Below are 26,280 nucleotides of genomic sequence, written 5' to 3' on the forward strand. Positions count from 1 at the left end.
TTATCTATCAGTAGATACGGTTAATTAGATAATCATCGTGGTAATATGATCATCGATATATAATTTCTCCGTTACGTTGTCGTGGCTATAGGTATAAAGTTTATAGCCTATTTGGTCTGAGGTTGCCGATGTCCAATCGTTTGTAATCTCAACCTTGTTTTTACCCAACGCAGTCGCATCCAGACTTTCAGTACCTTTGATATAAAGTTGATGTTCATCATTCAACTTAGTGGCATTCACTCTGACCTTATCACCCACATTGGAAGAGTTAAATAGAATTTCTTCCATACCCCACAATTGGGTAGAACCAGAATTGTTACCACCAACTACAAAGTTATCTTGTCTATCATCACCAGCATTACCAATAATGACTTTATCATGACCAGCACCACCATCAATGATGTTGGTGTTATCGCTAGTTACTTTACCATACAGAGCGATGATATCGTCGCCGGCACCGGCGTGAATCCAGTTGTTGGTGCCTTTAACGTTGTACAGTTGGATATCGTCATTACCTGCGCCGGTGTAAACAAGGTTATTGCTGTTTACATTGTTCAACATTACCAAGTCGGTATCCGGTTTGTCGGCTGTTGCGGTTTCCGAGCCAGTCCAAATACGGGTGTTATTGATTTCACCGGCAAAATTTTGACCAGTGATACCCAACACGATGCTATCGTTACCATTACCACTGATGATACGTGCGCCGGTTGTGCTGCTGCCAACGCTAAAGCTATTGTTACCCTCACCCAAGTCGATACGCGCAGCTGTGTAGTGGTTGTTATCCCAAATACCGTTGCCAAAATCGGTACCTCTACCGCCGGCTCTGGCAGCGCTTGCCTGCAAGTGTGCGATGATTTGATCTTCCAATTCGGTATGGCTTCCGCTCATATTACCGCCACTCATTATATTGCCATAGAATGTACGGTAGTACGACATACCATAGTCATTATAGTCCTGGTACAAGTTTTCTCTGTAGCTAGAGGAAGCAGCGGCTTCTTCATTGCCACGGAACATATCGTACAACCATTCGATATCATTGGCTTGACCGCTGGTACCACCAAGATAGAGGTTGCCATCGATACGCATTTTATCATCGCCATCGCCCATCAAGGCTGCGACTTTACCGCTCAACGAGCCATGGATTTGGACATCGCTGCCGTCTTCGGATATAAGCGCAAAGCGTGAGAAACCGCCATCTACCGCAACATCGCCATTGACAGTCAATTTATCGTTGCCTGTACCCAAGTTGATGATATTGCTGCCTTCCCAGGTGTCATCATTTTGGGAAGTGATTTTGCCTGTGGTCATCACGTCGTTACCGGCGCCGAGGTTGAAGTAGTTACCGGCTGAAGTTTCGTTACCTGCCAAGACAGTACCAGCAATCTTCAAGGTATCATCGCCACTGCCCATATCAAATTTAGCATTGGTATAGTGCAACGACACACCTTGAGAACCAGCCACGGTCAAGCCAGTATCGTATGCTGTGCTGGTGATATCAATCAAGTCGTTACCGTCCCCCATAAAGAACTGTTGCGAACCGTTAAAGTTGATATTCCAACTGTTGTTGGTACCAGACAAGAATTTGGTACGGATAGTATCATCGCCTTCATTGGTACTGATTCGTGTGTTACCAACAATCGCTTCCGATTGGATATAGTCGGCACCGCCGGCTTGCGTATTCAAATCAAAACGTCTATCGCCGCCAATTGTACCAATTACACCTTGGATAATTGCATCACTCCAGCTATCATCAGTGCGGACTTTAGCAACATTGATGATATCGCCACGAGTGTTGTCGCCATTCCAAGTATAGTAGTGGGCGTCGTTATCCGTTGTATTTGCCCAACCTACAGCATGGTCGCTATGGTATTCTTTACCATTGTCGTTATCGCCGGCAGCCCAGCCATAATATGGGTTCGCATCGTCTTCCCAACGCATCAACCAGTCGAGTTTCGGGTTAGCAACAGCTTTGTTACCAACATTGTGGACTTTGTCTGCTTGTGGCGTACCAAAGTTTTCGGTATTACCGTCAACAGTCACACTATTGTTGGTAGAAGTTACTTTACCATCTAATGATTCATCGGCATCAGAAACGTTGTCTACACGTACAGTTTGGGTAGTTTTTGGTGCAATATTTGCATCATCCGCTACAGACACTTTCACTTCATAGTTGACGCCATTTTTGTGGGTCAAGTCGGTGAATTTACCGGTGTAGTGGGTTGTATCCTCTGTAATGTCTTGAGTTACAGTTTTTTCAACCTGTTGTGTGTCTTTGTTGATCAACTCAACTTTGACTTTCTTCGTAGTGTCTAAAGGATCTGCCAAAGTGTAGTCGTAGGCAATTTCGGTGCCTGAAGTATCAACAACATTAGCTGTAAAGTTGTTTTCATCTGTTGTTGTGATAGAAGCACTGTCGATAGACATCACTGTTGGTGCAGCTTCTGTTACATCGCTTGCTGGTGCAGATGTATTACCAGCTTTGTCGGTAGCAGTTGCTGTTACTGTTGTACCTACTGTCAAATCGCTGACTGTTACAATATTACCATTAATAGTTGGTGTAAAGTCGCTACCCTCTTGAACATCCCAACTATCGCCATTTTTCACCAAAGTCGCAGTTTTGTTATCTGATGTTGTGATGGTTACAGTGGTTGCATCGGCATCAGTTGGCAAGTTCACTGTCGCAGTGTTTTCTTTTGCACCTACAGTAACAGCTGGTGCAAACGCATCGTACCAGTAGCTGTGTTCAATCGCTGTTGCTTCACCCCCTTTTGATGTGTAAGTCGCTTTCAACGTCAACGCTTGACCGTCAGTTTTGCTTGGATCGATGTCAAAATTGTAAGTCAACTCTTTACCCGCTTTGTACGTATCTACTTTAGCTTGAGTATCCAATGTGATTGTGACTGGTTGACCTGCATTGTAGAACGTAATCTTGTCACCAATTTGTGCATCACTTGGTGCATAGATTTTATACGGAATGTTAGTCGCATAAGTCGAACCATATTGAGTCATTGCTGATTCAGTACCGTTCAGCACTGCTTCATAATAACCAATAACCGCAGCGTCATTGGTTGTTGCATTGTTCACCAATGGGATCAAGTCGAATTTATCAGAACCATATTTAATGTTGAATACATCGTTATAGCTTTGAGTTTCGCCATTAGAAGTTACTGCATCTACTTTGATCGCTTGTGGTTGGCTACCAATCACTTGAGCAGTTGTTGGTTTTTCTGTACCAGTCAATAATTTTTGAACATCGGCAACAGTCAACGCAACTGTCTGATCTGAACCATTGTTGGTAATTTCTTTAGTTACTGTCGCACCATTGGCAGACGTCAATGTCAAGGTTGTAGTTGTACCTGCTGGACCATTTACAGACAACACACCACTTAATGCTGCTGCACCAATCGTATCGATGGTGTTGTTTTCGTTGTCTTTTGTGTTCAATGCTGGTTTATCACCTTCTGTCAAGTCTTTGATAGTCACAGTAAACTCTGCTGGAATATCAGGTACTACTGCAGCAACGCTTACATCAGTAGCAGCGGCTTCGTTACCTGCAGGGTCTTTGGCAACTGCATGAACTGTCTGACCGCCGGCATTTTTCACAGTAGCTGTAGTAGCTGTAGTACCATCTGGATTGACAGTCACGCTATCGTTATTAGACGATGTCCATGCTGAGCCATTGTATGTCAATGTTACAGGTGTACCATCACCTACAGTCACTTCTACAGTGTCACCATCTTTTGGTTCAACTGGCAATGTCAATGTTGCTGTACCGTCATTATTAGCTGCTAATGATGGTGCATTTACAGTTGTATCAAGTACAACATTTTCCAACACTGGGCTAGTTACGCTATGACCTGCTGGGTCTGTAGTCGTTACGCGTACATTGTAAGTACCATCTTCAGGCAAGACATATTTGCCGTCAGCATTTGGACTTAATTGAGCCCAATCGTCGCCGTCTTTTTGATACTCGACTTTGTTAGTATTGGCTGAATCCACATTACCAACAGTCAATTCACCATTTTTGGTGATTTTATCGCCTGCTGTACCAGTATCTTCTGTCAATGTAACAGTTGGTTGGGCTGGAGAAACATTATCCAACTTGATAGCATCACTTGGTGTGCTGACATTACCTGCTTTGTCGGTTACTTGGACTTTGTATGCTGTACCGTCGGCAGTAATATCAGGGAATGAGAAATTACCAGTACTATCTACATCGGCAGTTACAGGTTTGCCATCTTTCATCACAGGTGAGCCGTTGGCATCCAACAATGTAGCTTTGTCACCTTCGCCGGCATTTTGTACTGTACCAGAAAGTACGCCATTATCGGCATAGCCATCGCCGTTGCTATCTGTCCAAACAGGCGTACCTGATGGCGTTTTATCTACAATCGCAGAAACTGTATTTGATGGTTTAGACTCACGACCTGCATCGCCCGGTTCTTTCACGGTAGCGGTCAAGGCGTAATCGCCTTCTGCAGCAAATTTATCTTTTGGAAGAGGAACCTCAATCACAACACCTGCTGAAGTATTGGTACCTACTGGGATGGTGTAATCTGTAATAACATCATCACTATTTTTGATAATGATATGGTCGCCTGGTTCTACACCTGCTGGTAAAGTCACTTTGGCAGGGATAGTAGTAGCGTTTGGATCGTTTTTCAATTCGTTAGCATTCAAGTAACCATCTGTCGCTGCTGGGATAAGCAAAGACGGACCAGTATCGGCGACACCATCGTTAGAGTTGTCACCTGGTACCAAACGGTCGATATCAATTGTTGCATCGGCAATGCGAGGTGTTTCACCACTCTTATTGATTTTCACTTCAACATGTGTAGTAACTTCGTTGGTTGCAGCAGTTACAGGAGCATTAATTACAACAAAAGTATCAACTTTGTTATTTGAATCTGTCGGTCCTACAATAGATGATGTTTGAATCATATCCCGTGTAACTGGATAGTCTTTACCATTGATAATAACTTTAATGGTATCACCATTACTAAGATCAATACCATCTGGTAAGTTGATACGTACCGGTACCTTGTTATCTGTGATTTCACCAGCAACCAATTTATTATCGCCATTGGCATCACTGGTATAAGTGATAGCAACAGATTCACTGCCCACATTCCAGTTATAGTCAATGTCAGCGTTAGTACTTACAAATTTGTTAACACCATCAGTTACACCAGCAGTTAAAGATATTTCACCTTCTGCATGCACTGCATCTATTGTTGCAGGCAATGTAACATCAAGAACCACTTTTTTCGCTGCAATCTCATCAGCAGTTAATTGGTGCTCAATACGTTGCCCATCTGATGTTTGAATTGTAGTCTCTGCCCCATCCTTAGGCGTTTGTGTTCCTATTAGAGCAATTGTGTCACCTTCTTTTAAGCCCTCCATGTTTTCCAAACCGACTGTCACATGGATCACGTTATCGTTACCGATTTCGTTACGTTCCAACTTATTGTCTTGCGGTTGGGTATCATCACTGTAAGTCAAAGTGAGTGTACCTGTCGGCGCAACAGTATCGATATTCACAGTTTTTGGTGTGCTAGATACGCCTGCTGGGCTAGTGGTTTGTACGGTGTACTTACCATCAACTGGTGCATTGACACTAAATGTACCGTCTGGATTGATATTGGCTGTACCTACAACAGTGCCTTGTTCATTCAACAACTCTACTGTACCAGAGGTTACAAGCTTGTCCGCACCATCTTTGACTGTACCAGTCACTTTACGTGTATTGCCATCAGCTGCATATTCTGCGGCAGTAATTTTGCCGTCGCTAGCAGCATTGGTCAATGCAATATTTGGCGCACGTAAGTCTAGTGCAGTTGCTGTACCTGGTTTAGATACATTGTGATCATCATCTTCTGCTGTTGCTGTAACAGTTTCACCATTCGTTAATGGGTCGCCTGCAACAGGAGCACTATATTGACCATTAGCTGGCACGTCTTCTACAACAATAGGATCTTTACCTGGAACACCTGGAACAGTAATCGTTACTTTGCTACCTGGTTCGGCTGTACCGCTAATTGTTTTACCATCAGCAGAAACTTGGACAGTCGGTGCCTCTGGTGCTGTAGTATCTTTAGCTTTTGCTGTTGTTTTGTCTGCAACTTCTGGAGAAGTGTTACCTGCTGCATCGGTAGCAGTTGCTTTAACAGTTTCACCATTGGTTAATGGTTTAGTTGGAGTAGCAGTAAATGTACCAGAATGTGCAGGATCTTCTGTCGCAGTCAAATCTGGAGTACCATCACCATTGGTGTCAAGTTTAACTGTGCTACCTGCTTCAGCTTTTACAGTAATTGTTGAACCATCTGGAGAGATAGTCACACTCTGAACTTCTGGTGCTTCGGTATCTAGATTTACTTTACCAGTACCAGCAACAGAACGGTTACCTGCAGCATCTTTGACATAAGCAGATACGTTCAAATCACCTTGTTGTGCTGTTACAGACGCAGTGTAACCGTTACTAAGCATATCGCTTGTGATGATTACTTCTTGTTCTGTATCTTTATTTACAGTATATACCAATTTGTCGTCTACTTTACTACCCTCTGGGATAGAAATGTGGACTTTGACAGTATTGTTTTGGTTACCCATTTCGGCAATATTCAAATAGCCTTTTGGCAATGCTGTATCTTGTGGGAATGTGATGACTGGTGCTTTATCACCATAAGTATCATTATCCAATGGGCTGTCTGCACCACCAGGAACAGTTGTATCTACAGTAAACTCAATCGCATTCGATGGTTCAGATTCACGACCTTTCTCACCGTTTACTGTTGGTTCTGCTACTGTTGCAGTAACGAGTACATTCAAACCATCAGTCAATTTAGCAGCTGGGATAGTGATCTCTACAGGTTTACCAGCATCTAGGTCAGCTTTTGTTACAGTATGTGGTTCCACCAATGGTTGGCCCGTTGTTTGGTTGGTCAAGGTAATAATATCACCGACTTGTGTACCTTCTGGCAATGCCACTTTGGCAATAACCCCATCTTTCGCTTCTGTAGCATTCACTGCACCATCTTCAGCTTTTTCAATGATCAATTCTGGAGCACCTGTTGGATACTTATCATTCACAACTAATACTTTTTCTGCTGGTACTGGTGCTTTTGAAGTATCATTTGGCACATATTCTGCTTTGACTTTAGTTTGATTTACACCATTAACATCAACCACGCCTGCATTGATTATGATGTACTGTTCACCATCGCTAATTGCGACTTTATGATCGCCAACAGTAACATTATCTTCACTAACTTTTACAGACAATTCTGTTACTTCACCATTGATGGTTACTTTCACTTTATCGCCAGTTGCCATGTTATTTGGTAAGACGATTTTAGCCTCAACCTTGCTAGGTGTTTTTTCTATTTCGCCATCGGTACCTACACGTAATACACCATTATGATTGGTATCTTGTGGATATTCCACACGTGGTACGCCATCAATAGTACGATTGATAAAGACTTTAGTAATATCAGATGGTACAGACTCTTGACCCACAGGGTCTACTACTTTGGCTGTCAATGTCCAATCTTTTTGATCTTGACCAACAGAAACACCTGTAAATGTAGCTTTCCCTGCATCAATATCAGCTTTTTCCAATACTTTGGTATAAGTATGACCTTGGTTATCCACCAAAACAACTTCATCACCAACACTCACATTGCTGGTAGGCAATTTCACATCGATAGATACTGTGCCATCTTTACCAATTTCTTTACGGTTCAATATACCGTCAGCAGGACTATTGTTGTCAAGGATTGTCACCACAGGTTTTTCGGCAGCACTAGTATCTGCTTTGCCATCGTCTGAAGCATCGCCTGGTACTTTGGTATCGACTGTAACTGGTGTAGTTGTCGCACTTGGCAATCCTGGTTGACCATTTGCACCTTTATCTGTTACGCCAACTTGATAATCGCCATCAGAAACATCCTTAAAGGTGAATTTACCAGTTTCTGGATCGATAGGTGCTGTTGCAACAACCTTGCCATCTTTATCCAACAATGTAGCTGTACCACCTTTGGCATCTTCGGCTGTACCAGAAATATCTCTGTTACCTTGAGTTTTTACATCTGCAGCAGTCAAATCGCTATCATTAGCTGGTGCATCCAATTGTGGTGCATTTGGTGCTGTAGTGTCTGGTGCATTAGTCGTCACTGGGTCAGATGTGTTGCCAGCGTCATCTGTTGCTGTTACTTGCAACTCTTCGCCATTAGACAATTGCGGTGTAACTGGGATTTCAAAGTGCCCTTCTTGATCTGCAGTATCAGTGAACTCTTTGCCATTTGGTGTTGTTACAGTCACCGTGCTATTTGGTTCAGCTTGACCAGATACCACTGTCGAATCATTGATATTTTCAACTTTATCTACAGTTGGGGCTACTGGTGGTGTTTTGTCTTGTGCAGTAGCAGTAGCTTGTGAACTATTACCCACCTTATCAGTTGCAGTAGCCGTTACAGTTTCTTTGTTAATCAACGGCGTGGTTGGGGTGGCAGTAAATGTACCAGAATTAGCAGGATCTTCTATCGCGGTCAAATCTGGTTCGCCATTGCCATCGGTATCCAATTGGACTTTGCTGCCTGGATCAGTCGTAACAGTGATAGATTTACCATCATCAGCAATAGTCACTTTTGGTGTTGTTGGTGGTGTGGTATCTGGTGCTTTAGTCGTTGCTTTTGGAGATGGATTACCTGCATCATCTGTAACAGATGCAGTAACAGTTTCGCCATTGGTTAATGGTTTATCCAATTTTACGCTATAGTTACCATCTTTATCTGCTGTGGTTGTTTTTTCAGGTGTACCATCACCATTAGTGTCGATGTTTACAGTGCTACCTGGCTCGGCTTTACCTGTAACAGTTTGGTTATCTGCACCCAATTTGACAGTTGGTTGTGTAGGCGCAACAACGTCGTCTGCTGTAACAGGTTGAGATTTATTACCTGCAGCATCTTCAACTGTAGCTTTTACATCATCACCTTTGCCTAATACAGATGGATCAGTTACTGGAATGGTTACACTCTTACTACCAGTTGGGATAACACCAGTTAAATCTGGTTTACCATCGTTATTGGTATCAATAGTAACTTTAGTAGGGCTATCAACATTACCATTCAAAGTCACCGTAACGCCTGTTGGTTTGCCATCAACATTTTTGTCTACAGTAACACTATCAATAACAGGTATTGTTGTATCAACATTTACAGTTTTGCTAATTGGTTTTGTATCGCCGTTTGGATTCGGTACAGACACTTCAATGGCTTTGCCATCAACATCTGCTTTTGGAAGGTTAATGGTTGCAGTGCTGTCAATATTGTATGTAATTGAAGGCTTATCAACTGGCGTACCATTTACTGTTACAGTAATTGGTTGACTGCTATCAACATTAGTAACTTTAACGTCAACAGTATTTTTGTCTTGCAACTCAGCCGCATTCAAATAGCCTTTTGGCGAGCCAGTATCTTGGGTGAATGTAATGACTGGAGTTTCTGGCGCAATAACTGGTGCGGTACCTGTTCCAGGTTCAGATTTGTTACCAGCGTCGTCAGTAGCTACTGCTTTGACTTCTTCACCTTGGGTTAATGCAGGATCCAAAGTCGCCTCAAAATGACCATCAGGATCGACTTGTACTGGTTGGCTAATTGGGTTGCCATTTTTATCTGTTACAACAACAGTCTCACCTGGTTTGGCTTTACCAGTCACAGTTGTACCATCATCGCTAACAGTAACATTTTGTGGCGCATCTGGTGGTGTAGTATCTACAGTCACTTTTGGATTGTCTGCTGGATTACTTGTGTTGCCTGCAGGGTCTGTTACACCAATGCTATATTTACCATCTGGTACATCATCAAATTTAAAGTTGCCATTGTCATCAATTGGCGCAGTAATATCATTACCCTTTTCATCTTTGGCAGGTGTGCCATCTGAGGTTAACAATGTCGCTGTACCACCTTTGGCATCTGGTGCAGAACCGCTAATGACGCCTTTGTCTTGTTCTTTGGCAGTTTTGGCTTCGTCAGCATTAACCATACCATCAGCTGGTACATTTAAGGTTGGTGCTGTAGGTGCTTCGGTATCCACTGTCACTTTTGGATTGTCTTTGGTACTTTGGTTACCTGCGGCATCTTTTACAGCAACAGTATAGTCACCATCTGGGACATTATTAAATGTAAACGTACCGTTTTCAACAGGCACAGTAATGTCATCACCTTGAGCATCTTTAACTGGGTTACCATCTTTATCCAAAAGTACAGCTTCTGTCGCATCGCTTGGTGCTTTACCACTAATGGATGTCCCCTCGTCACTGTTGAGATAAGCATCATCAGCTGGTGCATTCAAGGTCGGTACTACTGGCGGTGTAATATCTGGGGCAGTTACAGAATCTGATTGTTCAGACTTATTACCAGCATTATCAGTCGCAGTAGCAGTTACTGTTTCTCCATTTTTTAATGGTTTTTCTGGTGTAACTTCATAATTACCATTTTGGTCAGCTGTAGTAGTTGCATCTGGTATATTGTCACCATCAGTATCAATATTGACTGTGCTATTTGGCTCAGCTGTACCTATGATTTTAGTACCATCATCAGATACCTTCACTGTCGGTGCTTGTGGAGTAACAGTATCCGCAATAGCCTCTGTAGGATCAGAAGTATTACCTGCATTATCTGTTGCAGTTACCTTCACTGCTTCACCATTGTCCAATGTATCTACTGTAATACTAAAATCACCGTTGTTATCAGCTGTGCCTATGCCAATTACATTGTTTTGGTCATCAGTGATTTGAACAGTACTACCTGGTTCTGCTTTACCAGAAATAGTTTTACCTTGGAAAATATGTACATCAGTTGGTGCAGAAGGGGCAACTGTATCTATTGGAGTCTGATGACTGCCTAAACTCGAACCTCTATCAACATTAGTACCATTACTATTATTGTTACCGCTACCGTTATTGCTATCGTTATTATTATTGCTACCGTGGTTATCGCTATTGCTACCGTTATTGCTATTGTTATTATTATTGCTACTGTGGTTATCGCTATTGCTATTGCTACCGCTACCACCACCACCGCCGCCAGCACCAGCTGCAATACCTAATAGGGCCGCTCCGCCAAGTCCTGCATAAATCCAAGGACTGATTGTATGTCCTTCAGGTAAAATACCTACCATACCAGCTTCAAATGCACTGACATCTGGACCAGTTTGAGTAACAATTACTTGACCAGCTTCTACTGTTTCCGTTGCTGGCACATCAAAAATTGCATAACATTGATCGTTAGGAGAACATTCATGCCAAAACTCATCGATGATGACCTCCATATTTTCTTTTTCACTACTGATAATAAGATCATCTCCTTTACGAGAGACTTTCACATCCTCAGGTGTTTTCCCCGTGGCTGAATCAATTAAATAATACTCTTCACCTGGTACAGCCAATTCGGTATATTTCCCGCTTTTAGCTAATTTTGATAAATTAACTTGCTTCCCAGATTTTTTTGCAATAAGTAATAAAGCCATATACGCTCCTTCCTTTATAGTTACTTTTAATAAATAACACTCTTAATATTATTCTTAGTAATAAGGGGGGGGGGATTTTATATTATTTGTGAATATTAGCAATATACTTATTCCTTAAAGACTTATACCTAAATCTTTAACAGATATCTAATGCTTAACAAATAAAAAAAATTAGAATTACTAAATAAAAAAAAATAAATTAACAATAAATTAACAACCAATATATAAAATCCTTTTATTGGAATAAAAAACAAAAATTATTTACTTAAACTTACCGTTGTTAATAGTAAGTGGTTATACGAAATTTCTTATTAAGCATTACATTAATAAGTAATAACTATCATATTAATAAGTAATATCTAGCAAATTTAGTTTATTAAAAAAACGTTTATTGAATAATAAACAATCAATTAAGATTTCAGCTTTTGAGTTTTATTTGAGTAAAAATACAGAATAATATTTATTCATTTTCCAAATAAATATTCTCTTTATTTATAAGATATCTTTAAGAAAATTGGGAAATGTGGGGAGTACTAAGTACTTTCTATTATGACAATAGAACATAGACATAGTTTAAATAAAAGTGGCTATACTTAAATCTGATTAATTATTATGCTTTCAATAATGATTAGATGGCAAAAATCAGCCCATATAATGGGCTGATCTTACATATCTGAATTCAGATATGTAAAGTAAATCTTTTTTATCAACGACTAAACGTTAATTTAGTAACTTGGTACGCAAATAACACAGCACCGAAGATTAAGATAATATCGCCAATAGTACGCAGCCAACGTAAGGTTTGTAAGAAATCTTGTTGTAAGAAGCCTTCACTACGCGCATACCATAAGCCTTGACCGATACTTGCAGAAACTTGATATAAACCACTGGCAATAAACTGATCGCTATCATTAACACTAACCCTAAATTCATTGCTCAGAAACCTACTGTCATTGCTTTTTCATTAAACTCAAAGTTTGGTTTTAAGTAACGTACCACTAACAGAACAAACCCTAACGCTAAGAAGCCATACACACCAAATAATGCTGCGTGTGCATGCACTGCGGTCGTATTTAATTCTTGTAAATAGAAGAGTGAAATTGGTGGATTAATTAAGAAACTGAATACTCCTGCACCAAGCATATTCCAGAATGCCACCGCTACAAAGCACATTAATGGCCAACGTAAACGTTTCATCCATGGTGTTGCATGTTGATATGACCAATGTTCATATGCTTCATGACCAAGTAAAACAAGCAATAGACCTACACCGACAATCGAAGAGATAAAGATAGCCAGTAAATTTTTATCACTCCCTTGTTTAAACGCATTGCGTGTACAACGCAACATTAGCCATAGCCAAACAATAAAACCAACGAATAATAGAATTTGCCAGAAACGACCTAAATCCAAATATTCATAACCTTGATGCCCAAACCAGAAATTTAATTCTGTTGGGATTTGATGACTTAAAGCAAAGAAATTACCTGTGTAAGAACCAAGAACGACTATTAATAGTGCTAAGAATAAGAAATTTACCCCAAAGGCTTGGTACTTAGGATCTTTTCCACCATTAATAATTGGTGCTAAAAATAATCCTGCGGTAAGGAAACCTGTTGCAATCCAGAACACAGTGCGGTTTGAATATGCCAAGTACGTATCAACAAATTTGGGAATAGCTGAGAAATATCAATACCATAGAATTTTTGTCCCTCTACAGTATAGCGTGCTAATACGCCACCTAATGCTACTTGCACCACAAATAACGCTAAAGTTAAGAATACATATTTGCCTAATGCTTTTTGTGATGGTGTTAAATTTAATTTTAGTAATGGATCAGTTGCAGGTGGTGTCGGTTCTTGATTTTGGTGATTACGTAAAAAAGAATAACCCCAAACTAAGAAACCAACACCAGCAATCAAACACACAATCGAAATAAACGACCACATAATATTTTCTGTGGTTGGAACATTATTAATTAATGGTTCATGCGGCCAGTTATTAGTATAAGTAACTTCTACATTTGGACGATCTGTTGATGCAGCCCATGCTGTCCAGAAGAAAAATTCCGTAAGATGTTGGCGTGCTTCCAAACTTGGTAAAGTATTATCCTTCATCGCAAAAGATTCGCGAGTAGATAACATTGTCGGATCATCACCATAAAGTTTGATATAGTAATTCGCAGTTTCTGCAATCGCCTGCAATCTGGTTGGCGAGAGAACCACTTTCCCCACTTCATTCACTCTACTCTGATGACGATACTCCTCTTGTAGTGCAACTTGTAAGAAGGCCTGATTTCCCTTATCAAGATCTTGGTAAGGTTTACCAAATTGAGCTTTGGCAGTGATATCCAACCACGCCATTAATTCTCTATGCAACCAATCAGCCGTCCAGTCTGGTACTTGATAAGCCCCATGACCTAATAATGCCCCTAATTCCATACCGCCTGTTGTCTACCACGCAGTTTGTCCTTTTAATACATCTTCTTTACTGATAACTGTTTTTCCATCTTGCGTAACATAGGCTTCAGGAATTGGTGGGGCTTGACGATAAACTTCTACACCGATATATCCTAATAAAGTAAAAGTTAGTATTAGTGTGGTAAAGAGAATGATCCACAGCTTTTTATATTTTCCCATTTAAACTCACTCCATAAGTTAAAATTTTTATGTACCCTATAATCCTCGTATTTAGTTATTAATACCTGACTAATTTAGTCAACTAAATACCTGACTAATTATATAAGTTATTATTGGGAAAATAATACCTGCTTAGGAGTAATCCATTTGATCTAGATTCGGTTTTTATACAATTACCTTATTTCTATCTGGTAAACGATGTTCTAATACTTCTCTGATAATTTTCATTAATTCCAGTTGCAAACGACTAGGTTTCGTTTTACTGCTAATTGCCATATATAAATAACAAGGTAGTTCTGGTTCTTTAATAGGAATCGCTCGCAAATTATTATGATGATCCTTAACAGAAAGTGTCATTGGCAATAAGATTGAATTACCTATACCATCTTCAACTAAATCTAAAATTAACTCTTTACTATCTACTTCAAGAATAATATTGCTTTTCTTCTGAAGCTTTGCCATTTCTGTATCAAATAGCTGTCGATAAGTATTATTTTTGGTTGGAATGACTAAAGGAATTTTTTGTAAATCTTCTGCAGTAATTACCTCTTTATTAATAAAATCTGGATTATCTTTTCTCACAATTAACATTAAATGTACTTTACTTAATAGCTCATAATCTAAATTCTTTAAAAAAATCGGATTATGTAATAAAGCGACATTCAATCGATCAATACTTAAACGATCTTGCAGATCTCTTGTTAATCCTTCATTTACAATCAAGTTAGCTTCAGGTAAACGTTGATAAAATACTTTAATAATATCTCTTGCTAATAACTTAGATAATGTGGGAGGGATGCCTAGCGTAATCGAACCTGTTATTTTCCCTGTCGTAAGACTAAGATCCTCTTTTAGCATCTGGACTTGATTAAGAATTTGATGACAGTGTCGCAAAAGAATTTGTCCAGCTTCTGTTGTTGTTACACCTCTACCATTTCTTACCAATAAATTTCTGCCTAATTCTGTTTCTAATTGCCTAATGTGCCTACTTAACAAAGGTTGTGCAATATCTAACTCATCAGCTGCACGTGTATAACTGTTTAATTCTGCTACTTTAGCAAAATACATTAGCTGTTTGAGATCCATACAATACCTATCAAATTTGTTATAACTGTTAGATAGTTTATCAACTTTTTAATAGTTATTCGAATCTCTACAATGTTTTCCAACATATATTGTTTGGGAGACTAAAATGGCTAAACAAATTTCAATTCCTTGCATGTTAATGCGAGGCGGCACTTCTAAAGGTGCTTTTTTTGCTTTTGATGATTTACCTATGGACATTCCCACTAGAGACAAAGTCCTATTAGCGATTATGGGATCACCTGATAAACGCCAAATTGATGGATTAGGTGGCGCTCACTCTTTAACAACAAAAGTTGCAATGATTCGTAAAAGCCAACAAGAAAATGTTGATTTAGAATTTTTATTTGCACAATTACAACCTGATAAAGATACCGTAGATACCAAACCAAATTGTGGCAATATGCTTGCTGCCGTGGTTCCTTTTGCTCTAGAAAAAGGTTTAATTGCACCACAAGGTGATACCACAACTGCTAGAGTGTTAACACTAAATACAGGCATGCTTGCCGATATTACCGTACAAACACCTGATGGTTATGTCAATTATGATGGCGATGCACGTATTGATGGTGTGCCAAATACTGCAGCCCCAATCCAAATTCGTTTCCTAGATACTGAAGGATCTGTCTGTGGAACTTTATTACCAACAGGAAATATAAAGGATACTTTTACTATTCCAAATTTTGGTGTTCTAGAAGCAACTTGTATCGACAATGGTATGCCGATTGTATTAGTTAGAGCAACGGATCTCAATCGTACTGCCTATGAAGATGTTGCCCAATTAAATGTAGATACAGAACTTAAAACGATCCTCGAAAATTTACGCTTACAAGCTGGCTTAAAAATGGGATTGGGTGATGTTAAAGAAAAAAACTACCCAAAAATGTGCCTTATCAATACCCCGATTCATGGTGGAAATATTCATACACGTTGTTTTATCCCTCATGTCTGCCACGAAGCAATTGGGGTGCTTGCTGCAGTCACTATCGCAACAGCGTGTGTAATACCAAATAGCGTAGCCTATAGTTTTTCAAATATAGATTTATCTATTAATCCTAATTTCTCCGTAGAACACCCTAGTGGTGAATTTACCGTATCCCTTAGCCTTGATGAACGAGGAAACGTAAACAGCGCTGCTTTATTACGTACAGCACGTTTATTGATGAAAGGTGAAGCTATGATTTCTAATCAAATTTGGCAAAAAGGAGCATAATATGAGTTTAATTATTGACTGTCATGGTCACTACACTACTGCACCAAAAGCACTTGAAGAGTGGAGAAAAAGACAAATAGCCGGCATTACCAATCCATCAGAAATGCCTAAAGTTTCAGATTTAAAAATTAGTGATGATGAGATTCGTGAAAGTATTGAATTAAACCAATTAAAATTTATGAAAGAACGCGGTTCAGATATTACTATTTTTTCTCCGCGTGCTAGCTTTATGGCTCATCATATAGGTGACTATAATATTTCTGCAACGTGGGCTGCTATCTGTAATGAACTTTGCTATCGCGTTTCTCAACTATTCCCAGAGAATTTTGTCCCTGTTGCGATGTTGCCTCAATCGCCAGGTGTTCCTACTGAAACCTGTTTAGCTGAAATCGATCGTTGTATTAAAGAATATGGGAATGTTGGGATTAATCTAAATCCAGATCCATCAGGCGGTCACTGGACTTCTCCACCATTAACTGATCCTTATTGGTATCCAATTTATGAAAAAATGGTGGAATATGATATCCCAGCAATGATCCATGTCAGTACTAGTTGTAATCATTGCTTTCATACCACTGGTGCTCATTATCTTAACGCTGACACCACAAGTTTTATGCAATGCTTGCAAGGTGATCTATTTAAAGAGTTCCCAACCTTACGTTTTATTGTGCCTCATGGTGGTGGTGCAGCGCCATATCACTGGGGACGTTTCCGTGGTTTAGCAATGATGCTGAAAAAACCTATCTTAGAAGAACATTTATTAAACAATATTTATTTTGATACCTGTGTTTATCATCAACCTGGTATTGATTTATTACTTGATGTGATCCCACACAAAAATGTTCTATTTGCTTCAGAAATGATCGGTGCAGTACGCGATATAGATCCTCGTACTGGACACTATTTTGATGATACCAAACGTTATATTGAAGCAAGTCGCTTAACTCAAGAACAAAAACATCAAATTTATGAAGGCAATGCCCGTCGAGTATTCCCGCGCTTAGATGCATTACTTAAATCAAGAGGATTATAAATTATGGAACTTCAAGTTAATCAATTAGGTGTTGTAAAACGCAATATAAAACGTGCCAATAAATCTGCTGTTGAAAAATTATCTAAATTTGGCGTAGCAACTATTCACGAAGCAATGGGAAGAGTAGGTTTAATGAAACCTTATATGCGTCCAATTTATCCACACGCCAAAATTTGTGGTACTGCTGTTACTGTACTACTACAACCAGGTGACAACTGGATGCTTCATGTCGCTGCTGAACAGATCCAAGAGGGGGATATCGTCGTTGCTGGATGTACTACTGATTCAACAGATGGTTTCTTTGGCGAACTTTTAGCGACTTCTTTTAGAGCTCAAGGATGTAAGGGCCTTATCATTGATGGGGGTGTTAGAGATACAACTGAACTAGAACAAATGGATTTTCCTGTATTTAGTAAAGCTATTCATTCCAAAGGTACTGTAAAAGCAACACTAGGTTCAGTCAATGTACCGGTTATTTGTGCTGGTGCTGTTGTTTACCCTGGTGACGTTGTCATCGCAGATCATGATGGTGTTGTAGTTGTACCTGCAGACCAAGCTGAACTGGTTGCAGAAGCTGCACAAAAGCGTGAAGACAATGAAGCACTAAAACGCCCTCAATTCCAAGCAGGTGTTTTAGGTTTAGATCTCTACAAAATGCGAGAAAAACTTGAAAAAGCTGGTTTGAAATATATTGACTAAGGAGCTATCAATGAAATTTGACATCACCCCAGGTTGGTTACCATTCCATCCTAACCCATCTAAACCACATCTAAAACTACCTAAAGGCGCAGTAGATGCACATTGCCATGTTTTTGGCCCTGGTGAAATATTCCCGTATGCACCAGAACGGAAATATACTCCTTGTGATGCCCCAAAAGAAAAGTTATTTGCATTACGGGATTTACTTGGTTTTGAACGTAATGTCATTGTCCAAGCAACTTGTCATGGTGCAGATAATCGTGCCTTGGTCGATGCTTTACAGAGTGCCAATGGAAAAGCCAGAGGTGTCGCCACAGTTCGCCGTGATATAACACCAGAACAATTACAAGAGTTACATGATGCCGGTGTAAGAGGGGTACGTTTTAATTTCGTTAAACGACTTGTAGATGCCCCTCCTAAAGATACTTTAATGGAAATTGCACAAAAAATAGCGCCATTTGGTTGGCATATTGTTATCTATTTTGAAGCCGCTGATTTAAAAGAATATTGGGATTTTTTTACCAGTTTACCCACTACAGTAGTTGTAGATCATATGGGGCGGCCTGATGTGACCAAACCAGTTAATGGGGAAGAATTTGAATTATTTGTCAAATTAATGAGAGAACACACAAATTTTTGGAGCAAAGTTTCTTGCCCAGAACGATTAAGTAAAACTGGACCTAAAGCATTAAATGGTGAACAACATGCTTATACCGATGTTGTACCATTCGCCCGTCGTTTAGTACAAGAGTTTCCTGATCGCGTACTGTTTGGTACAGACTGGCCTCACCCTAATTTAAAAGATCATATGCCTGATGACGGTTTATTAGTTGATTATGTCGCTCAAATTGCCCCTTCTGAACAAGAACGCCAGCAATTATTGGTTGATAATCCAATGCGTCTGTATTGGCCTGAAGAAAGATAATCGAAACTGTTAGCACTTATTTTAGCTTAATAAAATTAGTGCTACGTTGATTCCTATTAACTATGTAAAGGAACACAAAATGAACAAGAAACCTTTCTATAAAGAGTTATACTTTCAAGTACTTATTGGTATTCTCGCTGGGATTGCATTAGGCTATTTCGCTCCGGAATTTGCTGTAAAATTTAAACCTCTTGGTGATGCATTTATTAAGTTAATTGCAATGATCATTGGTCCTATTATCTTTTGTACTATCGTTGTTGGTATTGCTGGTATGAAAGATATGCGTGAATTAGGACAAGTTGGTGGTAAGGCTCTTATTTACTTTTTCGTAATGTCTTTTATTGCACTTGCTTTTGGTTTGATTTGGGGGCATATCGTCCAACCAGGCATAGGTTTTAATGTAGATCCAGCAACTCTCAATACATCAAGTCTAACAAAATATACAGATGGGGCTAAAAATGTAAATCTTACCGATTTTGCTATGAATATTATTCCATCTACATTCGCTGGCGCATTTTCATCTGGAAATGTTTTAGCAATCTTATTAGTTTCGATTTTATTTGGTTGTTCTCTTTCTGTTATCGGTGAAAAAGGTAAGCCAGTTTATAACTTTATTGATAGTGTATCTAAAGTTTTCTTCCATAACGTTCATTTAATTTCTAAATTATCTTCAATCGGTGCTTTTGGTGCGATTACTTATACTATTGGTGCTTATGGCTTACAATCATTAATTCCACTAGCAAAATTTATTCTTGGCTTTTACGTATTATTAATTCTATTTGTTATCATTGTTTATGGCATCATTGCTAAAATTTGTGGAGTAAGCTTAATTTCTTACTTAAGATTCATTAAAGAAGAATTACTCATTATTTTAGGAACAGGTTCTTCTTCCGTTGTATTACCGCATATCATGGAAAAATTAGAACGATTAGGTTGTCCTAAATCTGTTATTGCACTTGTTGTTCCATCTGGTTATTCATTCAATTTAAATGGTACTAACCTCTATATGACTATGGCAATTATATTTATTGCTCAAGCAACTAATACAGATTTAAGTTTAACAAACCAAATTATTCTGTTAGTTGTTGCTATGTTAACTTCTAAAGGTGCAGCTGGCGTTACTGGTGCTGCTTTTGTAATGTTAACCAGTACACTTATAGTCTTACCAGTTGTTCCTGTTGCAGGAATGGTATTAATTCTTGGAATTCATCGTTTCGTTGGAACCGGTTTAGCCATCGTTAACCTCATTGGTAATGGTATAGCTGCTATTGTTGTTTCAGTATGGAACAAATCATTTAATCGAGAACTGATGAAAAAAACATTATCAGAAGAACTTTAATTGCTTATGTACCTTGTAGTATCACTACAAGGTACTGTCATATTTACTCCAATCTCCTACTAAATAACCAACTGGCAATACTTAAGGCAACAACCGCAATGATCAGCATTGGAAAAAGATTTAGCCAGACTTGTGTTATCGACATATCTTTAAGGAACAAGCCATTCACAATAATTAAGAAGTGTTTAAACGGATTAACTTCCACTAACCATTGTAACCAAGTTGGCATATTTTCGACGGGGGCAGCATACCCCGATAATGAAATGGCTGGGACTAAAAATAGAAAAGTACCTAAGATCGCTTGTTGTTGGGTTTTCGCAATTGAAGAAATAAACAAACCTACTCCAACCATTGCTAAAATAAAAACAAAAATAGCAGCAAACAAAAGCCAAAATGATCCAACAAAAGGAACTTGGAAAATCGTTACTACAATGACAAAAATAATTAAACCTTCTGCTAAACCTACTAATACAGCGGGGATTGTCTTGCCTAATAGAATTTCTGTGGCTGTCAAAGGAGAAACCAAAATCTGATCAAAAGTACCGAGTTCTCGTTCCCTTGCCACCGATAAAGCGGTCACCATCAGTGCAACTAATCCAGCAAGAATACCGACTAATGCTGGTACGGTGTACCATAGATGTTGCAAATTTTCATTAAACCAATTACGCATAACTAACGTTACTGGAACTACATTTTTGCCCTGTTCAACTGCTAGTTCTTGGTTATACTGCAAAATAATTTGAGCTAAATAGTTATGAATGATTTGGGCTGAATTAGAATTACGACCATCTAACAACACCTGAATATCACCTGCCTGTGCTGCTAAGATTCGCTGACTAAAATTCCCTGGAAACTGTAAAGCAACTAAGACTTTCTTTTCTGCTACCTGTTGTTGTAATGCTTGTTCACTCTGTACAAAATAAAGCTCTGTAAAGGTTGGCGAAGCTGCAATTCGTTGAATAATCTCACTGCTATATATCCCATGATCTTGGTTATAAATAGCAACTGAAATATTTTTCACTTCTAATGTTGCAGAATAAGAAAAAAGAAATAATTGAATCACTGGCGGACCAATTAATACCAAACGACTGCGTGGATCACGAAATAACGCCAATAGTTCTTTGATAATTAATGCCCAAATACGTCCATTTATCATCATATATCGATCCTTTTTTGCGTTTTACGTTTCGTAAAAAGAAAGGTCAAAATGCCAATAATTAACATAATCGTGATAGCTTGAGCCAATAACCCCCAAATATTTCCTGCTAAAAAGAGGGTCTGTAAGCTGGTTACATAATAACGCACACTAAAAAGATAAGTGAGCCATTGTACTGGCATTGGCATTGAACTAATTTCAAACACAAACCCCGACAGCATAAACGCTGGTAAAAAAGCAAACATAATTGCAACTTGCGAAGCAACAAACTGATCTTTTGCTAATACTGAAATTAATAACCCTTGTCCTAATGCACAAATTAAAAAAACACTTGTAGCTAAAAATAGAGCGAGAAATGAACCGTGAAATGGGACTTGATAATAGAGTGTCGTCACTAAAAAACAGATCAACATCGACCCAATGCCTAAAATATAGTAAGGAATTAATTTGCCAAGCAAAATTTGCGTAATCGTCACAGGAGTTGCCATTAAGGCTTCCATTGTGCCACGCTCCCACTCTCTTGCGACCACTAATGCTGTCAATAACGTACCAATCAATGTCATGGTAATCGCCATTGATCCTGGTAATAAAAAATGTCGGCTTTTCAGTTCTGGATTAAAGAGATAACGTTCTTTTAATTGGATTCCTTGTGTTTCTGCAGAATTCGCTTGTTGTAATAACCAAGTTTGCACGACTCCACTGGTATAACCATTGACAAACATTGCGGTATTAGGCTGCGAGCCATCCGTCAATACCTGAATTTTCGCCGTTTGTTGGCGTAACATCTCTAAGTTAAATTTAGCTGGAATGACTACAATACCTTTAATTTTTCCGCTAGTTAATGCTGCATATAATTCACGCCGATCTGTAGCAGTGGTAACTTGTAAAAAATGAGAATGCTTGAAAGCATCAGTTAAGCTATTCGCAAGTGGAGTAGAAGATTCTGATACCAGACCGATATTCATTTTATTGCTATCTAAATTAATGCCGTAACCAAAAATAAATAACAAAATAAATGGCAGTACAAACGCAATTAAAATTGATGATGGATCGCGGATAATCTGCAGCATTTCCTTGCGAATTAAAGCAAATAACCTCATTTTGTTACCTCCTGAAGACTTTGATCATGTGCTTGTACTAACGCAATAAACGCATCTTCTAAAGTAGGTGAAGTTAAATCGGCTAACTGTTGTGCTTGTTGCTTTAATTGATCTGGTGTGCCAGTTGCAATATTTTCTCCACGATAAATCAACCCGATACGATCACAATATTCTGCTTCGTCCATAAAATGCGTAGTAACCATTACGGTTACCCCTTTCCCCACCATCGCATTAATATGCAACCAAAACTCTCTTCGTGTAATCGGATCAACCCCAGAAGTCGGCTCATCCAAAAATAAAATATCGGGTTGATGAATCACTGCACACGCTAATGAAAGACGTTGTTTAAATCCTAATGGTAAATCACCAGCATTCATTTTGAGATAAGGAGCAAAGTCAAAAATATCAATCATCATTGCAATACGCTCACGCTGTATTTTCCCTGTTACTCCATACAATCCAGCGAAAAAACGTAAATTTTGCAACACATTCAAATTGCCATATAACGAAAATCGTTGTGCCATATAGCCAATTTTGCTTCGGGCTAATGACGTTGCATGACGTAAATCTAAACCTGTTACAAAACATTCTCCTTTTGTTGGTTGCAACAGACCACACATCATTTTAAATGTTGTTGATTTACCTGCACCATTTGGCCCTAATAAACCAAAAATCTCACCCCGTTTAATCGAGAAAGTATTTTCTCTAACCGCAACAAAATCACCGAAAATTTTAGTCAATCCTTTCGCATCAATAACTGGTTTGCCATTATCTGGTTTAGGGGCAATTTGTGCTGCTAAGGTAGAATTTCCTCCTGGACCACCGCCTAAACAATCAATAAAAGCATCTTCAAAACAAGGTTTTACCGCTAACCATTGCCCTATGGTCAAGCTAGGCTTATTATCAGCTTGTTGTAAAAGTAAACGGATATTACTTCCCTGAATAATGCCATCCATTACTTGCGGTTGTTGCAATAGATGTATTAATGTAGCTCGGCGTTGTGCTGCTGGTACACCGGTTACTTGGTAAACTCGATTTGCAACACGTGCTAACAAACCTTGTGGTGTACCGTCATAAATTTTTCTACCTGCATTAAGCAAAATCACACTATCGCATTTTTCTGCTTCGTCCAAATAAGCAGTAGACCAAAGGACTGCCATTCCACCTTTCACTAACGTTTGCACTAACTTCCAAAGTTCTCGCCGTGAAATAGGATCAACGCCAACGCTTGGCTCATCTAATAACAATAACTTAGGATCGCCGATCAACGCACACGCTAGGCCCAATTTCTGTTTCATTCCACCAGAAAGTTTGCCTGCTAAACGATCTTGAAATTGGACTAAATCCGTGAATGTGAGTAATTGTTTGAATTTTTCTTGGCGAGTTACGCCAGTAACCGCACGTAAATCTGCATATAACGCTAAATTTTCAATCACGGTTAAATCTTCATATAGACCAAACTTTTGTGGCATATAACCGCTAATAGTATGAATCGTTTCTGCTTGAGTAGTGGTATCTAATTGATCAACTGTAATTCTGCCGCTATCTGGTTGCATTAAACCAACTAAATGGCGGATCAAAGTAGTTTTACCTGCACCATCTGGACCAACTAGACCTGTCATTTTGCCAGGATAAATTTGTGCAGAGATCTGATCTAAAGCGGCACTATCCATTCCTTTAAAATGTTTAGTTACTGCTTCAATGATCACCATTGGTTGTGTCATCACTACTCCTTAGCCGATCCTTTTTTGATCACTAAAGTGACGGGCATCCCTTGATGTAATGTTGGTGCACTTTGCTCAATCAACACTTTAAAACGATAAACTAATTCTGTTCTGAGCTGCTCACTTTCAACATTCTTTGGTGTAAATTCAGCTTGTGAAGAAATAAAACCAACTTTACCTAAATATTCTGCACCACTATCCGTAAGTACCTTCACTTGCTGCCCTTGATAAATTTGTCCTAAATTAGGCTCATCAACATAAGCCCTAATCCAAACGGGTTGAATTAAGGCAATGGAATAAATAGGCAAACCAGCACTAACAATACTGCCTTTTTCTCGTACACGTGTTAATACGATCCCATCACTCGGTGCTATCAACTGAGTATCTTCTAACCGAGTTTCTGCTAAGGAAACTAATGCTTTCGCGAGATCAACTTGTGCTTGTGCCTGATCACGTCCAGCAACTATCTCATCATAACTGGCTGCAGAAATTGCATCTTTTTTCGCCAGATTTTCGCTCCGTTGATACAATTTCTCTGCTTTGATTAATATGGCCTCTGCTTCGGCTAATTTAGCTTTAGCCAATCTCAGTTCATCTTGAAATGATTTTGCATCTAAAGTAGCAAGTAAATCCCCTGCTTTTACCTGATCACCTTCATCAACCAGCAATTTTTCCACTCGCCCAGCAACCTTAAAGCCTAAATTAACATCACGGATATCGACATTTCCATATAGCTTCAACTCTGTTAAGTTGGCCGCTTGACGCTGATGTTGTTGATAAAGATAAAATCCACTTAATCCAATAATTATTAATAGAAGTACAATTAAACTCTTTTTCATCGCATAGCTCCTTTTTTTACCTGCGCTAAAAAAGCCTTGATTTATCATACTCCGATCAAACTATTGCTTCATCTATCTCATATCAAGAATGTGATTCAGTCTAAAAAATTTCAGATGTGACTATTGTGTCTTTTAATGTTTTGGTACATAGCTCGAACACACTATTTCCGATTTACATAAAAAATATCACCAAAACCATAAACTACAACTTTAAATAAAAAGGTTGGAAAATTGGAATTACGTCTGAATGGTACTGATGTTGTTCAGTATAAATGGTAAGTTGTGAAGACTTAGTTTCACTTCGCAACTCACTACGCACAAAACTTAATAAAATACGTTGTGGAGATTTCCCTACTTTAGTGACCACCTTACAGAGATGTTCACACGTTAAGCCAATGTCTTCTGCTTGTAACTGTTGTAACAATGTCATTCCAGCAGCAAAAGGTAACACAAATTGTATTTTGCCTCGTTCACTTAAGCAGGCTCTCGCTGCTTTTAACCAAGCCAAATGTGAAGAATTACCTAAATAACGTGCCATTTCTCGCGAATCATCACGACATTTATTCGCCGTGGCAAAATAAGGCGGATTTGCCACAATTAAATCAAATCGTTGTGTAGTTTGTTGACAAAACTCGACAACATCACCGTGTATTACATTTACACGTTCTTGCCATGGCGACATTGCTACATTCTCTACTGCTTGTCGATACGCATTGTTCTCAATTTCTACCGCAGTAATTTGACAATTTTCTGATGTTCGTTGTGCTAACATCAAGGCAATTAATCCCGTACCACAACCTAAATCTAAAATTGAATAGGTATGTGAAATATCTGCCCAAGCACCCAATAACACACCATCCGTGCCAACTTTCATCGCACATTGGTCATGATAAATTTTAAATTGCTTAAATTGAAAACCAGAACGTTCTATCATCAGAGAATATTATGTACAACGAGGATTGAGTAAGGATATTTTAATAAAATTTCGCTATAATTCGAGGCTG

Annotated in this window: 12 protein-coding genes and 1 pseudogene; 5 read left to right on the plus strand and 8 right to left on the minus strand. The window is 39.0% G+C overall.

Annotated elements, in window-relative coordinates:
• Positions 1-24: 24 nt before the first annotated feature.
• The 3 genes and pseudogenes from ACFFHT_RS04530 to ACFFHT_RS04540 form a co-directional block, all read right to left on the minus strand.
• Positions 25-11,526, minus strand: a complete 11,502-nt coding sequence (locus ACFFHT_RS04530) for an Ig-like domain-containing protein (RefSeq protein WP_382373871.1) — start codon at positions 11,524-11,526, stop codon at positions 25-27.
• 706 nt (positions 11,527-12,232) lie between these two features.
• Positions 12,233-14,165 (minus strand): annotated as a pseudogene (locus tag ACFFHT_RS04535) (nitric-oxide reductase large subunit).
• A 165-nt stretch (positions 14,166-14,330) separates the two neighbouring features.
• A complete protein-coding gene (locus tag ACFFHT_RS04540; RefSeq protein ID WP_382373872.1) occupies positions 14,331-15,251 on the minus strand; it encodes a LysR family transcriptional regulator in 921 nt (306 codons plus the stop codon).
• Positions 15,252-15,357: 106 nt separating this feature from the next.
• Between ACFFHT_RS04540 and ACFFHT_RS04545 the strand changes: the two genes are divergently transcribed.
• From ACFFHT_RS04545 to dctA, 5 genes are all read left to right on the plus strand, one after another.
• Positions 15,358-16,461: a 4-oxalomesaconate tautomerase gene (locus tag ACFFHT_RS04545; protein WP_382373874.1), complete on the plus strand. Its 1,104-nt coding sequence runs from the start codon at positions 15,358-15,360 to the stop codon at positions 16,459-16,461.
• A gap of 1 nt (position 16,462) precedes the next feature.
• Entirely contained in the window at positions 16,463-17,494 is a 1,032-nt protein-coding gene (locus tag ACFFHT_RS04550; RefSeq protein ID WP_382373876.1) for an amidohydrolase family protein, read from the plus strand.
• A gap of 3 nt (positions 17,495-17,497) precedes the next feature.
• Entirely contained in the window at positions 17,498-18,193 is a 696-nt protein-coding gene (ligK, locus tag ACFFHT_RS04555) for a 4-carboxy-4-hydroxy-2-oxoadipate aldolase/oxaloacetate decarboxylase (RefSeq protein WP_382373878.1), read from the plus strand.
• Between the two features lie 10 nt (positions 18,194-18,203).
• Positions 18,204-19,118 (plus strand): amidohydrolase family protein, encoded by a 915-nt coding sequence (locus ACFFHT_RS04560; protein ID WP_382373880.1) that lies wholly within the window; start codon positions 18,204-18,206, stop codon positions 19,116-19,118.
• Between the two features lie 79 nt (positions 19,119-19,197).
• The gene (gene dctA, locus ACFFHT_RS04565; protein ID WP_382373882.1) at positions 19,198-20,457 is read left to right on the plus strand and encodes a C4-dicarboxylate transporter DctA; all 1,260 of its coding nucleotides are present in this window, start codon (positions 19,198-19,200) and stop codon (positions 20,455-20,457) included.
• A gap of 43 nt (positions 20,458-20,500) precedes the next feature.
• Here dctA and ACFFHT_RS04570 read toward each other — a convergent pair whose 3' ends face one another.
• From ACFFHT_RS04570 to ACFFHT_RS04590, 5 genes are all read right to left on the minus strand, one after another.
• Complete coding sequence (locus ACFFHT_RS04570) at positions 20,501-21,616, minus strand: ABC transporter permease (protein WP_382373883.1); 1,116 nt, start codon at positions 21,614-21,616, stop codon at positions 20,501-20,503.
• Positions 21,613-22,713: an ABC transporter permease gene (locus ACFFHT_RS04575; protein ID WP_382373885.1), complete on the minus strand. Its 1,101-nt coding sequence runs from the start codon at positions 22,711-22,713 to the stop codon at positions 21,613-21,615. The genes ACFFHT_RS04570 and ACFFHT_RS04575 overlap by 4 nt, the downstream gene beginning before the upstream one ends.
• The gene (locus ACFFHT_RS04580; protein WP_382373887.1) at positions 22,710-24,437 is read right to left on the minus strand and encodes an ATP-binding cassette domain-containing protein; all 1,728 of its coding nucleotides are present in this window, start codon (positions 24,435-24,437) and stop codon (positions 22,710-22,712) included. Before ACFFHT_RS04580 ends, ACFFHT_RS04575 begins: the two co-directional genes overlap by 4 nt.
• A 2-nt stretch (positions 24,438-24,439) precedes the next feature.
• A complete protein-coding gene (locus ACFFHT_RS04585) occupies positions 24,440-25,276 on the minus strand; it encodes an efflux RND transporter periplasmic adaptor subunit (protein ID WP_382373889.1) in 837 nt (278 codons plus the stop codon).
• A 202-nt stretch (positions 25,277-25,478) separates the two neighbouring features.
• On the minus strand, positions 25,479-26,207 hold the full coding sequence (locus tag ACFFHT_RS04590; RefSeq protein WP_382373929.1) for a tRNA1(Val) (adenine(37)-N6)-methyltransferase: 729 nt from the start codon (positions 26,205-26,207) through the stop codon (positions 25,479-25,481).
• Positions 26,208-26,280 lie beyond the last annotated feature (73 nt).

The sequence above is a fragment of the Gallibacterium melopsittaci genome, assembly GCF_042433085.1.
GTDB classification, from domain to species: Bacteria; Pseudomonadota; Gammaproteobacteria; order Enterobacterales; family Pasteurellaceae; genus Gallibacterium; species Gallibacterium melopsittaci.

Excerpts from the sequence above, each read along its gene's own strand:
- ACFFHT_RS04530 (WP_382373871.1), bottom strand. The coding sequence starts at position 11,526 with ATGGCTTTATTACTTATTGCAAAAAAATCTGGGAAGCAAGTTAATTTA.
- ACFFHT_RS04540 (WP_382373872.1), bottom strand. The coding sequence starts at position 15,251 with ATGGATCTCAAACAGCTAATGTATTTTGCTAAAGTAGCAGAATTAAAC.
- ACFFHT_RS04545 (WP_382373874.1), top strand. The coding sequence starts at position 15,358 with ATGGCTAAACAAATTTCAATTCCTTGCATGTTAATGCGAGGCGGCACT.
- ACFFHT_RS04550 (WP_382373876.1), top strand. The coding sequence starts at position 16,463 with ATGAGTTTAATTATTGACTGTCATGGTCACTACACTACTGCACCAAAA.
- ligK (WP_382373878.1), top strand. The coding sequence starts at position 17,498 with ATGGAACTTCAAGTTAATCAATTAGGTGTTGTAAAACGCAATATAAAA.
- ACFFHT_RS04560 (WP_382373880.1), top strand. The coding sequence starts at position 18,204 with ATGAAATTTGACATCACCCCAGGTTGGTTACCATTCCATCCTAACCCA.
- dctA (WP_382373882.1), top strand. The coding sequence starts at position 19,198 with ATGAACAAGAAACCTTTCTATAAAGAGTTATACTTTCAAGTACTTATT.
- ACFFHT_RS04570 (WP_382373883.1), bottom strand. The coding sequence starts at position 21,616 with ATGATGATAAATGGACGTATTTGGGCATTAATTATCAAAGAACTATTG.
- ACFFHT_RS04575 (WP_382373885.1), bottom strand. The coding sequence starts at position 22,713 with ATGAGGTTATTTGCTTTAATTCGCAAGGAAATGCTGCAGATTATCCGC.
- ACFFHT_RS04580 (WP_382373887.1), bottom strand. The coding sequence starts at position 24,437 with ATGACACAACCAATGGTGATCATTGAAGCAGTAACTAAACATTTTAAA.
- ACFFHT_RS04585 (WP_382373889.1), bottom strand. The coding sequence starts at position 25,276 with ATGAAAAAGAGTTTAATTGTACTTCTATTAATAATTATTGGATTAAGT.